The sequence below is a fragment of the Flavobacterium sp. AC267 genome, from assembly GCF_979258715.1.
In genome coordinates this window covers 3,316,067-3,329,625 of record NZ_OZ409875.1, presented here as the reverse complement: position 1 = coordinate 3,329,625, position 13,559 = coordinate 3,316,067, and the positions used below count along the sequence as shown (strand labels likewise).

Sequence of the window (13,559 nt, the reverse complement as noted above, 5' to 3'; positions counted from 1 at the left end):
GCCAAAAACTTAATATATAACTGATATATTATTTATGTTGTGCCTTTACATTTAAAGCAAATTCTAAATTTATTAAAATATGAGAATTTAGTAAAGTCGGCGATAAATTATATAAAAGCGACGGTGGTGGTTATTGTACTTTTAACTTGTTCCCCCGAAAAATAAGGCGGTACACAATTTTACAAAATTAAAGCGAATTATATGACATTAAAAAACTACTTATATACCTCCGGATAAAATTACATTTTATATGTTTTCAATTATAAAAATAATAATCATATTCTTATAAAATCAAAATAATTGATCGGCTAAAAGCAAAAAAAATCGATGTAAAACTAAAATTTAAAATATACTAAAACATCATTTTTTTCTGATCAAAATCAACTAATAATAAATTATAAACTTAAAATTCATCATTAAGGAAAAAAAACTACTCTTTACTTTATCGGTATTTTTAGTTTCAGGATACTAATCTGTGTCCGTCTTTTCGCTTGATGATATTTAAAAAAAATTGAGTAACAGGGTATCAGCGTACCTCTCTATTAATATTTAAATTATCATATTATGAAAAAAATTCTACTTTCATCTTTATTGCTTTTTCCAATTCATGCAGTTGTTCAAGCAAACACTATTTCTACTTATTGCGCTGATAATACGAGAGCCATTGCCTTTCGAAACATTGAGGTTGACTCCTTAGCAAAACCCACTAGTACTTTTGAAATACAGAGGCACAGGGTGTGGCTTAATTTAACCAATACTAATGGTGTTTTTAAACAGATTTTGATCGCCTATGTAACGGGAGCAACCAACGGATGGGATCAAAACTATGATGCTGTTTCGATGGATGCTTACAAACCTGCCGATTTTTACAGTATTAATGAAAATAAAAAACTGGTAATTCAAGGACGTGCTCTGCCATTTGACCCAGCTGACACTGTTCCTTTAGGTTACAGAACCAGCTCTGAAGGAGATATGACAATTGCGATTGATCGCGTAGATGGCGATTTAATCAACCAAAATATTTTTTTACACGATAAACAAACAGGTGTTAAGCACAATTTAAAAGATGGCGGCTATACATTCTCAACTCTTACAGGTGTTTTTGCAGATCGCTTTACAGTTAGTTACAGTACAAATGATAAAAAATTAGGTGTAGATGATTTTAATACTATTCAACCAGAACTCATCGTTTCTTCAAAGGATCAAAATATCAGATTGAAATCTAACCAAGCATCTTTAAAAGAGGTTTCTGTTTTCGATATTTCAGGAAAATTACTTTTCAGCAGTCAAAAAATAGGAACATCTGAACTGGAGATTTCAAGCATCCAGTCAGGAGCTCAAATTTTATTGGTAAGAACAACTTTAGACAATGGAAGTATAATAACTAAGAAGGTGCTTTTCTAGTTTAAAAAATTGCAAAAATAAATTTAGGCCGTGCGGATATCATCAAGAGTTCGCCGGCCTTTTTTTTTGATTAGTAAATGAGAATTTAACAAACTCCTCTATGAATTATATAAAATCAGCTGTGGTTGTTATTGTATTTTTAGTTTGTCCAAATTGAAAATATGGCGCTTGATTATTTATAACTTAAATTGAATTATATGACATTCCAAAACTACTTTTATGACTCTGGAGAATTTTCAGATGACATGACCTCTTACGAAGAACAACTGCTTTTAAATTATGAAGATTACAGAGAGGCTGATTACACCGCTTCGTTATCAAGCAGTCACTATAATCTGGAACTTGGAGAGCTTGATGATAAAATTGAGGATAATTTTGATTCAGAATTTGATTGGGACGACGAAAATCTAGACGATAAGTTTGCAGGGAGAATACGATAAAAATGAAGAACACCCAGGCACTTTTCAAATGAAAAACTAAATAATGCGGTAAGTACAAATTTGCATCTCATTGCAAGTGTTAATACAGCAAATTAAAACAATAAAACATCATGGATATCAATTTTAAAAAAGGACAGGAAGTGCGTCAGGAATTTGGCGGGCCTGTAATGAAAGTAATCGACTTTGAGCCGGAACTAATTGAAAACGTCATCACCCAATGGGAAGATGAAGAAGGAACTATCATAACTGGAAAATTTATGGATTCGGTTTTGGTTCCTGCAGAAGATCAATAGAAATTAAGTTTGTCACAGAATATATAATACTCAAACAAAAAATCAACTTATTATCGGATTTTAATACGATATGAAATCTATCCGATAATTCTATTCAATACTTACAAAATTCAATGGAGACTAAAGAAATAAAAAAACGCATTGCCATTTTGGGCGGAGGTCCGAGCTACTTTTTGTCTACAAAAGACTTATAGAATCTGGAGAAAATAATTTTGTGATTGATATTTTTGAGAGAAAAGCCGAACTTGGATCAGGAATGCCGTACAGCATTGAAGGCGCCAGCGATGAGCATGTGACGAATGTATCGGATAATGAAATCCCTACCATCGTAAACCACATGGCAGAATGGATCAAAACTGCTCCAGCAGACTCTATTGGAAAGGTTTAAAATTGATCCTGAAAGGTTTAATGAATATAAAGTCGTACCTCGCCTTCTTTTTGGGCACTATCTTTCAGGTCAGTTTGAACTTCTTCAAAAAGCAGCTTCTGAAGCAGGAATTACCACAAGAATACATTTTAAAAGTACAGTTACAGATATAAGCTATAATGCTGTAAATGAAACTGTAACTATAGAAACGGTACAGCAGGAAAATAAAGAATTTGATTTTGCAGTGATTTGTACAGGTCATAACTGGCCTATACGTTATGAGGGCACTATACCAGGGTATTATGATGCGCCTTATCCTCCTCAAAAACTGGCAATGCGTCTCAACCATCCTATTGCAGTAAAAGGCTCTTCTCTTACGGCAATTGATGCCATAAGAACACTTGCACGACATAATGGAGCATTTGAAGAATCTGCTGACGGTACTCTTTATTTTGAACCTTTACCCAACAATGAAGCTTTTAAAATAATGATGCATTCTAGAAGCGGTATGCTTCCTGCGGTGCGTTTTCACTTAGAAGATTCCCATCTTTCTAATGACTCACTCCTGACAGCGGATGAAATTGATGCACACAGAAAAGAAAACGATGGATTTTTATCATTAGATTTTCTTTTTGAACGTGATTTTAAAGAAATTTTTCGAGAGAAAGATCCTGAATTTTATCAACGTATTAAAGGTCTTTCGATCGAAGGTTTTGTAGATGAAATGATGGAACTTCGCGAACGTCTTGAACCGTTTCAGCTTTTGAGGGCAGAATATACGCAGGCAGAAAAATCCATAAAAAGACAGGAGTCGGTTTACTGGAAAGAAATGCTTGCCGTGCTTAGTTTTGCAGTGAATCATCCTGCCAAATATTTATCTGCCGAAGATATGCGGCGCCTTCAGAAAGTGCTCATGCCGCTTATTTCAATTATAATTGCATTTGTTCCGCAGAAATCGTGCTCCGAACTTCTGGCACTTCATCAGGCTGGCGTATTAGATCTTGTTCCTGTAGGTTCTGAAAGTACCGTTGAACCACAAAGTGGCGGCGGAATTCTTTATAACTTTACAGATGACAATGATACGCCACAGTCTATTTATTATAAAACATTTATCGATTGTGTTGGACAACCGCATTTGTCCTACAGCGATTTTCCTTTTAAAAGTCTGCTTTCCCAAAATGCAGTTAGTCCCGCCCGTTTGAAATTTAAATCGGCAGAAGAAGGACAAAATGCTTTCAGTAAAGGAGTTCTGCCTGTTGATAAAGATGCTCAAGGAGATTATTTCATGCAGGTTTCGGGAATAGCGATTAATGATAATTTTCAGATCATTGACCAGTATGGCGCTTACAATAAAAATATCTATTTGATGGCAGTGCCTTATATGGGAGGCCTTAACCCCGATTATTCAGGTCTGGACTTTTGCGAAGCGAGCATCGCTCCGTATTGTACAGGATATTTTGCAAGCAGCGACAAAGCTGAAAAATCAATTTCTAAAAAGACACCTTGGCTAAAAAAAACATCTGCATAAAATACAGATGTCTTTTTTTTAGCTGGAAATTAGATTTTATTATTTCCAAGGATCAAGGACTACTTTTACACAGCCGTCTTCTTTTTTATTAAAGATATTATATGCATGTGAAATCTCAGATAAAGGAAGCCTGTGCGTAATAATATCATCAAGCTGTACTTTGCCTTGTACCACATATTCCAAAAGTTTGTCGATATGTTTGTGTGCCGGAGCCTGTCCCCCTTTTAGAATTATTCCCTTATCAAAAAATTGTCCGAGCGGAAAATTATCATAGTTAACAGGATAAACTCCAAGAACCGAAACAATACCGCTTCTTCTAACAGCGCTCATACACGCTTCCAACACCTTAATTGAACCTTTTTCAAAATTAATAGTTGCTTTAATTTTATCTGTAAGGCTTCTTTCGGGTTCAAATCCGACAGCATCGATACACACATCCGCACCACGTCCATTGGTCAGAGATCTAATATGCTCTACTACATCTTTTGGATCTTCCCATAAAATAGTGGTCGCTCCGGTAGAAACTCTGGCTTTATCCAAACGATATTGCAGAGTATCCACAATAATCACTTGTCTTGCTCCTCTTAGCCAGGCGCTTTTGGTCGCCATAATCCCAACTGGCCCAGAACCAAAAATAGCAACAGTCTCCCCTCCTTTAACTTCTCCCCAATCGACACCGGTATATCCTGTGGGAAAAATATCTGTCAAGAAAAGTACCTGCTCGTCGGTAAGATTGTCTGGAACTACGCGTGGTCCGTAATTGGCATACGGTACTCGGACATATTGTGCCTGACCTCCGTCATAACCGCCATAAAGATCGGTATAACCAAAAAGCGCTCCACCTTTTTCTGTCAGGATTCCTCCCTCAGGTCCGTAATGTTCTGGATTACTGTGTTCGCAGTTTCCCGGCACATCGTGATCGCAGAAAAAACAATTCCCGCAGGCCACTGGAAAAGGAACTACTACTCGATCTCCTCTTTTAAGATGAGTAACCGCCGATCCCGTCTCCTCCACTATTCCCATAAATTCGTGCCCAAGCACCATGGGAGAAGTCGGCATAGCTCCCGAATAAATATGCAGATCTGATCCGCAGATTGCCGTGGAAGTAACTTTTAAAATAATATCATCCTGTGCATTGATTTTTGGATCCTCTACTGTATCGTATTTAACGGAACCTGGTCCGTGAATAACTGCTTGCTTTCATAATACTCTTTTTAGAATTAATAGATCGCTAAGTAACTATTAATTAAAGAGTTAATTTTACAGAATAATTTAAAATACTTACAATTAAAACACACTATATCAAATCTGTTCTACATTTATCTTTTATATTTTGAATTATGTTAAAGACTCAAAAAAAAATATTATAAAAAAATCATAAAATTATATAAAACAGACACAATACTTTTTTCCGAAATTTGCTTGTAAATCAATTAGATATGAATACTTTTCTACGCATATACGGCTTATTTATTTATTTTTTACTCCTTTCATTTGGAGCAGTTGCGACTGGACTTTTAGTTTTTTAACAACATAGCTTCGTCAGTCTCGTAATTTTTTCCGCCTGAATTAAAAGATCTGCCTCTTATAACAGATTCCTTTCTAGTTTTCCATCTTAAAAAGTAATCTTTTTAACCTTCTATAATTACTTTTCGGTGTTTTAATCCCCATTCGGCAAGATCATTTATGATCGTTTTTAATGTTAACCCATACTCCGTCAGCTGATAATGAATTGTAACGGGTCGCGTGTCCAGAACTGTGCGTTTAATCAGTTTATTGATCTCTAGATCCTTTAATTCCTTGCTTAACATTTTATTCGAAATCCCATTTACATCATTTAATATATCTGTAAATCTTCTTTTATTGTGATAACAGATCGATGAAATTATAGAAATTTTCCATTTTCCATTCAATATATCCATTGTATCATGGACTGCCATTATCTCTTTTTTGTGTTCAATCTGACATTCGTTACTCATACGTTACCTTGTTACTCAAACGTTACTGTTACTTTTGGTTACAAAGTAACAATAATAAACTTGTCTGAACTAACTTTGTCCTATAATTTTAAAATACAGTAAAATGAATTTCACAAACAAAAATGTTCTCATTACAGGAGGAACTACAGGAATTGGATTAGCAACAGCAAAAGAATTTATAAAATCAGGCGCAAACGTTTGGATCACAGGAAGAAATAGTGAAAACCTTAATAATGCGGCAACCGAAATTAACAGTCCAAACTTAAAAACGATAGTTTGTGATACCGCAAACTTAGCTGATCTTTCTTTGTTGGAAAAGACTTTTGCAGAAAGCGGAAATAAATTGGACACACTTTTTCTAAATGCAGGAATAGCAAAATTTACTTCAATCGAAGAAGTAACTGAAGCCGATTTTGATGCGCAGTTTAATACTAATGTTAAAGGTCATTTCTTTACGCTTCAAAAACTACTTCCTCATTTAGCAGACAGGTTCATCTGTAATATTTACTTCATCAACAGTTGCAACGGCGACGAAATTTAGGAAGCAGTATCTATTCTGCTACAAAAGGAGCCTTAAATAAAATCGCGCAAATCGGCGCGAATGAATTAGCGGGAAGAAAAATTCGTGTCAACATCGTGAGTCCTGGCCCAGTTTCTACACCGGGACTTCATAAAGTTGTGCCAGAAGATGCTAAAGAATTCCTAGCAGGTGCTACTGCAATGCGGCGATTAGGCGACCCAGCAGAAATCGCGAAAACAGTTTTATTTCTTGCTTCAGACAATGCAAGTTTTATTACCGGAACAGAGCTGTTGGCAGATGGAGGGTATATAAATTATGCTTTAAAATAAATTGATTGCCATCTAGCATCCAAATTTTCAAAAGTAGATTCTATTAAAAGTAAAAAATGCTAAATCAATTGATTTAGCATTTTTTTTATTTACTCAAAAGAAACAAAAACTATTCTTTTAAATTGACTTCTTTTTTCTCGCCATCCTTATCTATCGTTATGCGCTTTTCAATATTAGCCTTATCGACATAAGACTGCCTTGCTGTGCCGTAATTTGTGGTAGAACCGGTATAACCCCAATAGTTATAATAATTTGTATAGCCAGATACATAAGAATAATTATAAGAGTTAGAAAAATCAAAACTGGCCATTACCACATAGGTACCTGGCATTAGATCTGCGAACTCAAAATGTCCTTCATCATCATAGACTTTCGCTTTTTTAATGGAATATCCGAAATCACGATCCAAAGGCACCTCTGGCATTTTATTCTGTTTACGGATTTTCTTGTTGACTTCGACCCATTCGTCATAATAAGCTGAACTAGGGAAAAGTGTAATCTCTGTACCCTTTGGAGCGAATTGTTTTTTAGCTGTATTAACCAATCCACCTAATTTTTTACCCGAATTTGATTTTGCATAAGCTGTCCCGATAATCACACTGTTTCCTTTAGAAATCTGTTTGGCCACTTGATCTTTGTCGAATTTGTTTTTAATAGGCTGATAATCTAGTTCCTCGTTGGTTGTAATTTCCCACATTCCTTTACCCATAGACATTTCGCTGTCGCCAAAGACGATGGTCTTTTTTGTCTATAATATAATTATAAATGGCATTTGAAGTTTCTTCCAAAACCGTAACCAGCCACGCATCGTGCTTACCAGTTCTCGGAGAGTTGTAAACAAAACTTTTGACTTCCTTAATTGTGTAGTATTCTACAAATACACCAGAATCATCGTTATAGTAAAACTGAGGGAAACGGGCTTTATAGCCTACATCTAATGGCAGTGTTCCAATTAGATGATCAGTCCAAACCCAGTCAAAAAACACTTCTTTAGGATGCAGATTTAGTTTTTTATTCTTTTTGGTTTTCTTAGAATAATAATTTCCTGTAATACTCTCACCAAAGTTGAGATCTACTTTTGTTTCCTTAGCATCACTAATGTAAGTGATCGGTTTAAGAGTTTGAGCATCTGCTACACTGGTGCGGACTGTACTAAATGAATTGTCTTTTGGAGTGTACGAATTGGTTAAACTCAATTGATTGTTCGTTAAAACAATATCATAAGTTACTAATCCCTGCTTTACCCAGCTTGTGTCTTTAACATAATATACGGTAAAAAGGGATTTTTGAGGCTTTATGTATTTGGTGTTGACAGACTTACTGCCGGGCTCAACCATCTTTTGAGAAAATGCAGTAAGTGAAAGGAGACTGAATGTTAAAATAAGTGCATATAATTTCATAGAAGTAAACTATAGTTTATGGAGAATAAATTGGTTTTGTTTGTTCAATTTAGTAACCAAATTTAATATAAAAGTTTTTATTTTCTTTGGGAAAAATAGGTTTTCCAGACTTCAATTTAGAGAACTCTTATTTATGGATTAACTATATCTAAATAAGGAAGATTAAAAGTACCTTCTGTAATTTCTATTGCTACGCCTGAATCTAAATTTCGAACTTTTCCAGAAAATGTACCTTTGATACCGCTTTTACTTATAGATTCAATTTTTACTGTAAAAATATCATCTGCTGTTCGTGTGCTGTAAAGAATAGTTCCGTCTTTTGTTTGAACAGCATATCGTGCAACCATTTCTTGATCTGTAGGTGTCGAATAAGTACCCGCAGTAATATCACCTCCCTGTTTCCATATTTCAAAATCTAATGATGGCGGTGCCAGCTCACCAGCTTTAGAGAAAGGAGCTTCATATCCTCCAATTACAATTTGTTCAAAACGATTATCGTTGCACGCCTTGAAAGTTTACGGTATAAAAGTCTATTTTTCGACCATCAAGAGTGGCTTTAAAATAATAGTCAGATTCTGCTTTATCCGATCCGCCTTCATCACTTGAACAAGCAGAAAATAGTACCGCTAAAACTGATACATACAAAATAGGCTTTACAAAAACTGCTGTTTTATTTTTTAAAAATGATGCTTTTTTTACTAAAAAAGCTTTTATACTGTTATCTCTCATTATCTCTTTTTTTGATTGATAACAAAATTAATAAGGGCAGATACGAAAAACAATACCTGATTTCATGGTTATTTTATGATAATAAATAGCATAAGTTTATACTTAGTTTGAATATTTGATTTTAAAATAACTAACTTTTAAAATGCAGGAATACTTTTAAAATAGATTTAATTTTGGATTACCAAATAAAAAAATACTTGTTTCAAAAAATAAATTTAGAAAATAAAATGTCCTACAGAGCATTTGTTATCTCAACTCAGCAATATCTCCAGACTACTTATAGGATTGAAAAAACTCATAAGCTCTTGTCTCTGCATAGGAATAAGTTGAATTTCGAAGCGGAAAAGCACAGTGTCCTCCATACTTGGGAGTTTCAAGATATACGTATGCACTATCTTGGGCTATAGCTCTAGGATAACATCTTTCTCCTAAAAAAGGATCATCCAGAGAATTAATAATTAAAACTGGAGTTGTAATATTTTTAAGGGAAAATTCTGGAGAAACCTGCTGGTAGTAATCGTCGCGACTCGCAAAGCCATGAAGCGGTGCTGTAAAATAATGATCTACTTCGTCAAAAGAAGTAATGCCGTCTATTTGATCACTGTTAATAAAATCAGGAAACTGCGCCGCTTTGTATTTCAGTTTTCGTTTAATATCAATTGTAAAATTCTTTAAATAGACTCTGTTAAAACCTTGTTTTAGTACGGTCGCACTTGTTGCAATATGAGTGGGCACCGAAATAGATACACCGGCTTTAATACGTTCATCAAGTTTTGTCCATCCAAAATAATTCAAGAGCCGCACGTCGCCCATTGAATATCCAATTAAATAAACTTCTTCAAATCCTTTTTTTAAAACAAACTGAACCACTTCGTCCAGATCATCAACTGCACCGTGATGATACAATCTCGGAAGTCGGTTCATTTCTCCTCCACAGGTGCGATTATTCCATGCGAAAACTGAAAAATCCTGCTTGCTGAAAATATGCTTGCACAGCTATTGTTATAAGTTCTGCGGGAATCACCTTCTAAACCATGACATAAAATCACTGCTTTTTTAGGATCATTTATAATAAAATCGATATTGATAAAATCTCCGTCATTCAGTTCCAGTTTTTCTCTTGTATAGCCGGGAACTTCGAACTTTTTAAATAAAGCGACATAAATAGTAGAAATATGCCTGTTCCTATGCATAATCGAAGGGAAGTTATATTCTGATTGTTCAATTACTGGCATGATGAGAAAGTTTTTGGTGCTTTATACAAATTTAACAAATCAATCAATATGTAATTTAAAACTGTCATTTTTTATTTCATTTTTATGAATGTACGCTATAAATTGATCCATTTTTATTAAAACTCGAAACTCCTTGCAAATTATCGCAGAAACTCTTTATTTTAAAATTAAAGCATTCCCTTTAAGGTTCTGCATATTGCCATTGGTCTAAATTTTAAATCACGCAGTAAAAAATTTTGCTTAATTTATAATGCCGTAAAGTTTACAGTATCTTTAGGTTAGTCTTAATTCTTTTCAAAAATTATAACATATGCAGTCTCGTAGAAAATTTATAAAAAATGCCGGGCTATTTTCAGCAGGATTATTTGCCATTCAAACCGATGCGTTTGGATTTGATTCCAATCTTTTTGAATTTCCTTTAAAAGATTTTATAACCAAAAGGCCTCCGCTTGAACAGCGAAAGTTTACCAGTAAAGCTGTTGAAGTCGCAATTGTAAAAATCAAAAAACAAATCGCAAATCCAGAATTGGCATGGCTGTTTGAAAACTGTTTCCCCAATACATTAGATACGACAGTAGAATTTGAGATCATAAACGGCAAACCTGATACCTACGTTATTACTGGAGATATAGATGCGATGTGGCTTCGAGACAGTACAGCGCAGATCTGGCCTTACATTCCTTTTGTGAAAGAAGATTCTAAACTTGCGGAATTGATAAAAGGCGTAATAAACCGTCAGACAAAATGTATATTACTGGATCCGTACGCAAATGCATTTTATAAGGACTTCAATAAAGAAAGTGAATGGAAAAATGATATAACGGAAATGAAACCTGGAATTCATGAACGAAAATGGGAAATCGACAGTTTATGTTATCCGGTGCGATTAGCTCATGGCTACTGGAAAGAAACAGGAGATATTTCTATGTTTGATGAACAATGGAAAAACGCCATGAAGCTGATTCTAAAAACGTTTAAAGAGCAACAAAGAATGGATGGAAAAGGCGGACCATACAGCTTTCAGCGTCAGACTGCATGGGCTACCGACGGAGTTCCGTTAGCTGGCTATGGATATCCTGTAAAACCATGCGGCTTAATTGTTTCTACTTTCAGACCAAGTGACGATTCTACTTTATTTGGTTATTTGATTCCGAGCAATATGTTTGCCATCGAAATATTAGGTTATTTGATTGAAATATTTTCTCTCCCAGCTTTAAAAGATAACGATTTGGTTCGTCAAGCCACAGAACTTAAAGAACAGGTTCAAAATGGATTGAAAGAACATGCAATTATTGATCATCCTAAATTTGGAAAAATTATAGCTTTTGAAGTTAATGGATACGGAAGTTTTCATATGATGGACGATGCTAATGTTCCTTCTTTATTGTCTCTGCCTTACTTGGGTGCGATTGCTCCTAACGATCCTTTATATCTTAATACAAGAAAACTGGTATTGTCAGAGAATAATCCGTTTTTCTATAAAGGCGCAACCGGAGAAGGCGTTGGAGGACCACATACAGGTGTAGACACTATCTGGCCCATGAGTATTGTATTGAGAGCGATTACCAGTATAGATGAAAATGAAATCAAGAAATGTATCAGCACTTTGATTAAAACCAATGCCGATACCGGATTCATCCATGAATCATTTCATAAAGATGATGTAACCAAATTTACTCGAAAATGGTTTGCGTGGGCCAATACATTATTTGGTGAAATGATTGTGCATACAAGTACTAATTATCCTCATATTCTGAAAGATAAAAACTTATAATCTTCCAAATTTAAGGCTTCTAAAAACAAAAAAACGGAACAAAATTACTTTTGTTCCGTTTTTTTTTAATTCTATTACTTTTTCAGTTAGTTTTCATGAGACAACTTAAAAGTATTATTCTAGTATGTCTATTTGACATCAAACCAAAGTTTGGTAGTAAGCAAGTCTTTTCCTTGAACAGCTATTGCCGCTTGGTAGCTGGTTCCATTCAATGACTGCTCTGTTCCAGGATAGAAGAAACGCGAAGGAATCTGTCCATCTAAAACTGTAGCAGGACCAGCAGTCAAAACTGGATAGTCCAATCTTCTCCACTCTGTAAAAGCATCAAGACCTTGTCCGAAAAAGGCAATCCATTTTTGTGTACCAATTGATTTAGCATAATTTGACGGATCGTATTTCACTGAAGCCTGATTAAGATAATTAGAAATAACCGCCGCATCTGTAATCCCAAATTGATTGAAAGATGCCGTAATTGCATTTTTATATAACTGTTCTGCATCTCCTGCAATATAACCGCGGGCGATGACTTCGGCAAGATTAAATAATGTTTCAGAATAAGAAGCAATAACCGCCGGCGATGTTGAATTCAAGAAATAAGTTCCTGGTTTTGAAGTTTTAGCAAAACCTTGACTATTGGCATCACTGTTTGATAATCCGTTAGCTCCTCCAACATATGTACCTACGCTTGCATCAGACGGAAGCTGCGCATATACAGGTAAACGAGGATCAGAAAACTCCTTTAATTTATCAACCATTGTTTTCGAGATACGATAATCGTCACGGGTTTCAAACCAAGCAGAAGCTGGATTTTGCTGTGGTGAACTGATATATGTAAACTTAAAAGTATCATTATTACTGCTTAATACTCCTGCCGCATCAGCTGTAGCTTCAATAGCCGTCTGTTTAGCTAAATCTGGTTCTCTATCCGAAATTCTAAGCGCTATACGCAGACGAAGTGAATTCACCAGTTTTTTCCATTTAGAAATATCTCCTTTATAAACCAAGTCACCTGTAACAGTACCGTTTGATGCATTTAATAAAGTCTGAGCTTGTTTTAAATCTTCTAACAATCCTGTATAAACTTCCTTTTGAGTATTATACGCCGGATTTACTTTTTGACCTGCTTCTTTATAAGGAATACTTCCGTAAGCATCTGTCAGTAATAAAAATGTCCATGAACGAAGCGTTAATGCAATTCCTTTATAATTTGAATTTGCCTGCGCATCTGGGAAATTTATAATTGTGTTCAAATCTGTAATCAAGGTTGCATATCCCGTATTCCACAAAGAAGTGAAAGAAGTATTCGAAACATCGTATCTATCTGGTTCAGTATATTGGATTTTTGCCCAATGCTGTACAAATAATAAAGACGAGTCAAAGTTGTTTGTGGAACCCCAATATAAATCAGCGCCCTGTTTTAATGTTCCTGTTAAGAGATAAGGTGCCAACGGTGTCTCAGTTGCATTTGGATTTTTATTAATATCATCCAGAGTATCACTGCACGAGGTCAATGTCAATGCAAATAGTGTTGTATATAATAGTTTTTTTAGCATGATTTTGT

Annotated in this window: 17 protein-coding genes; 8 read left to right on the top strand and 9 right to left on the bottom strand. The window is 35.0% G+C overall.

Annotation, left to right across the window (positions count from 1 at the left end):
• Positions 1-564: 564 nt before the first annotated feature.
• From ACZZ95_RS17485 to ACZZ95_RS17465, 5 genes are all read left to right on the top strand, one after another.
• Positions 565-1,404, top strand: a complete 840-nt coding sequence (locus ACZZ95_RS17485; protein WP_463470002.1) for a T9SS sorting signal type C domain-containing protein — start codon at positions 565-567, stop codon at positions 1,402-1,404.
• A 197-nt stretch (positions 1,405-1,601) separates the two neighbouring features.
• Positions 1,602-1,844 (top strand): hypothetical protein, encoded by a 243-nt coding sequence (locus ACZZ95_RS17480; RefSeq protein WP_463470001.1) that lies wholly within the window; start codon positions 1,602-1,604, stop codon positions 1,842-1,844.
• Positions 1,845-1,954: 110 nt separating this feature from the next.
• The gene (locus ACZZ95_RS17475; RefSeq protein ID WP_095951375.1) at positions 1,955-2,137 is read left to right on the top strand and encodes a hypothetical protein; all 183 of its coding nucleotides are present in this window, start codon (positions 1,955-1,957) and stop codon (positions 2,135-2,137) included.
• A 256-nt stretch (positions 2,138-2,393) separates the two neighbouring features.
• Positions 2,394-2,525 carry a hypothetical protein gene (locus ACZZ95_RS17470; protein WP_463470000.1) on the top strand — a complete coding sequence of 44 codons (132 nt, stop codon included), beginning with the start codon at positions 2,394-2,396 and terminating at the stop codon, positions 2,523-2,525.
• Complete coding sequence (locus tag ACZZ95_RS17465) at positions 2,512-4,032, top strand: FAD/NAD(P)-binding protein (protein ID WP_463469999.1); 1,521 nt, start codon at positions 2,512-2,514, stop codon at positions 4,030-4,032. The genes ACZZ95_RS17470 and ACZZ95_RS17465 overlap by 14 nt, the downstream gene beginning before the upstream one ends.
• Before the next feature lie 39 nt (positions 4,033-4,071).
• On the opposite strand, the gene ACZZ95_RS17460 is transcribed toward ACZZ95_RS17465, so the two are convergent.
• Together ACZZ95_RS17460 and ACZZ95_RS17455 are read right to left on the bottom strand one after the other, a co-directional pair.
• On the bottom strand, positions 4,072-5,220 hold the full coding sequence (locus ACZZ95_RS17460) for a zinc-dependent alcohol dehydrogenase (RefSeq protein ID WP_463471704.1): 1,149 nt from the start codon (positions 5,218-5,220) through the stop codon (positions 4,072-4,074).
• A 443-nt stretch (positions 5,221-5,663) separates the two neighbouring features.
• Positions 5,664-6,011, bottom strand: a complete 348-nt coding sequence (locus tag ACZZ95_RS17455; protein ID WP_463469998.1) for a winged helix-turn-helix transcriptional regulator — start codon at positions 6,009-6,011, stop codon at positions 5,664-5,666.
• A gap of 103 nt (positions 6,012-6,114) precedes the next feature.
• On the opposite strand from ACZZ95_RS17455, the gene ACZZ95_RS17450 reads away from it, so the two are divergent.
• Together ACZZ95_RS17450 and ACZZ95_RS17445 are read left to right on the top strand one after the other, a co-directional pair.
• Entirely contained in the window at positions 6,115-6,552 is a 438-nt protein-coding gene (locus ACZZ95_RS17450; protein WP_463469997.1) for an SDR family NAD(P)-dependent oxidoreductase, read from the top strand.
• Positions 6,531-6,860: an SDR family oxidoreductase gene (locus ACZZ95_RS17445; RefSeq protein WP_463469996.1), complete on the top strand. Its 330-nt coding sequence runs from the start codon at positions 6,531-6,533 to the stop codon at positions 6,858-6,860. Before ACZZ95_RS17450 ends, ACZZ95_RS17445 begins: the two co-directional genes overlap by 22 nt.
• A 109-nt stretch (positions 6,861-6,969) precedes the next feature.
• On the opposite strand, the gene ACZZ95_RS17440 is transcribed toward ACZZ95_RS17445, so the two are convergent.
• The 6 genes from ACZZ95_RS17440 to ACZZ95_RS17415 form a co-directional block, all read right to left on the bottom strand.
• Entirely contained in the window at positions 6,970-7,569 is a 600-nt protein-coding gene (locus tag ACZZ95_RS17440) for a hypothetical protein (protein WP_463469995.1), read from the bottom strand.
• The gene (locus ACZZ95_RS17435) at positions 7,562-8,260 is read right to left on the bottom strand and encodes a DUF3108 domain-containing protein (protein WP_463469994.1); all 699 of its coding nucleotides are present in this window, start codon (positions 8,258-8,260) and stop codon (positions 7,562-7,564) included. Before ACZZ95_RS17435 ends, ACZZ95_RS17440 begins: the two co-directional genes overlap by 8 nt.
• A gap of 131 nt (positions 8,261-8,391) precedes the next feature.
• Positions 8,392-8,607, bottom strand: a complete 216-nt coding sequence (locus ACZZ95_RS17430; RefSeq protein ID WP_463469993.1) for a hypothetical protein — start codon at positions 8,605-8,607, stop codon at positions 8,392-8,394.
• Positions 8,608-8,752: 145 nt separating this feature from the next.
• A complete protein-coding gene (locus ACZZ95_RS17425) occupies positions 8,753-8,989 on the bottom strand; it encodes a hypothetical protein (protein WP_463469992.1) in 237 nt (78 codons plus the stop codon).
• 273 nt (positions 8,990-9,262) lie between these two features.
• The gene (locus ACZZ95_RS17420) at positions 9,263-9,913 is read right to left on the bottom strand and encodes a YheT family hydrolase (RefSeq protein ID WP_463469991.1); all 651 of its coding nucleotides are present in this window, start codon (positions 9,911-9,913) and stop codon (positions 9,263-9,265) included.
• Positions 9,910-10,224 carry a hypothetical protein gene (locus ACZZ95_RS17415; protein ID WP_463469990.1) on the bottom strand — a complete coding sequence of 105 codons (315 nt, stop codon included), beginning with the start codon at positions 10,222-10,224 and terminating at the stop codon, positions 9,910-9,912. The genes ACZZ95_RS17420 and ACZZ95_RS17415 overlap by 4 nt, the downstream gene beginning before the upstream one ends.
• Positions 10,225-10,534: 310 nt before the next feature.
• Between ACZZ95_RS17415 and ACZZ95_RS17410 the strand changes: the two genes are divergently transcribed.
• A complete protein-coding gene (locus ACZZ95_RS17410) occupies positions 10,535-11,998 on the top strand; it encodes a glycoside hydrolase family 125 protein (RefSeq protein ID WP_463469989.1) in 1,464 nt (487 codons plus the stop codon).
• Between the two features lie 128 nt (positions 11,999-12,126).
• Here ACZZ95_RS17410 and ACZZ95_RS17405 read toward each other — a convergent pair whose 3' ends face one another.
• Positions 12,127-13,551 carry a SusD/RagB family nutrient-binding outer membrane lipoprotein gene (locus tag ACZZ95_RS17405; RefSeq protein WP_463469988.1) on the bottom strand — a complete coding sequence of 475 codons (1,425 nt, stop codon included), beginning with the start codon at positions 13,549-13,551 and terminating at the stop codon, positions 12,127-12,129.
• Positions 13,552-13,559 lie beyond the last annotated feature (8 nt).

Coding starts and splice junctions, on each gene's coding strand:
- ACZZ95_RS17410 (WP_463469989.1), top strand. CDS start 10,535: ATGCAGTCTCGTAGAAAATTTATAAAAAATGCCGGGCTATTTTCAGCA.
- ACZZ95_RS17450 (WP_463469997.1), top strand. CDS start 6,115: ATGAATTTCACAAACAAAAATGTTCTCATTACAGGAGGAACTACAGGA.
- ACZZ95_RS17415 (WP_463469990.1), bottom strand. CDS start 10,224: ATGCCAGTAATTGAACAATCAGAATATAACTTCCCTTCGATTATGCAT.
- ACZZ95_RS17480 (WP_463470001.1), top strand. CDS start 1,602: ATGACATTCCAAAACTACTTTTATGACTCTGGAGAATTTTCAGATGAC.
- ACZZ95_RS17420 (WP_463469991.1), bottom strand. CDS start 9,913: ATGAACCGACTTCCGAGATTGTATCATCACGGTGCAGTTGATGATCTG.
- ACZZ95_RS17440 (WP_463469995.1), bottom strand. CDS start 7,569: ATGGGTAAAGGAATGTGGGAAATTACAACCAACGAGGAACTAGATTAT.
- ACZZ95_RS17470 (WP_463470000.1), top strand. CDS start 2,394: ATGCCGTACAGCATTGAAGGCGCCAGCGATGAGCATGTGACGAATGTA.
- ACZZ95_RS17425 (WP_463469992.1), bottom strand. CDS start 8,989: ATGAGAGATAACAGTATAAAAGCTTTTTTAGTAAAAAAAGCATCATTT.
- ACZZ95_RS17475 (WP_095951375.1), top strand. CDS start 1,955: ATGGATATCAATTTTAAAAAAGGACAGGAAGTGCGTCAGGAATTTGGC.
- ACZZ95_RS17405 (WP_463469988.1), bottom strand. CDS start 13,551: ATGCTAAAAAAACTATTATATACAACACTATTTGCATTGACATTGACC.
- ACZZ95_RS17485 (WP_463470002.1), top strand. CDS start 565: ATGAAAAAAATTCTACTTTCATCTTTATTGCTTTTTCCAATTCATGCA.
- ACZZ95_RS17435 (WP_463469994.1), bottom strand. CDS start 8,260: ATGAAATTATATGCACTTATTTTAACATTCAGTCTCCTTTCACTTACT.
- ACZZ95_RS17455 (WP_463469998.1), bottom strand. CDS start 6,011: ATGAGTAACGAATGTCAGATTGAACACAAAAAAGAGATAATGGCAGTC.
- ACZZ95_RS17430 (WP_463469993.1), bottom strand. CDS start 8,607: ATGGTTGCACGATATGCTGTTCAAACAAAAGACGGAACTATTCTTTAC.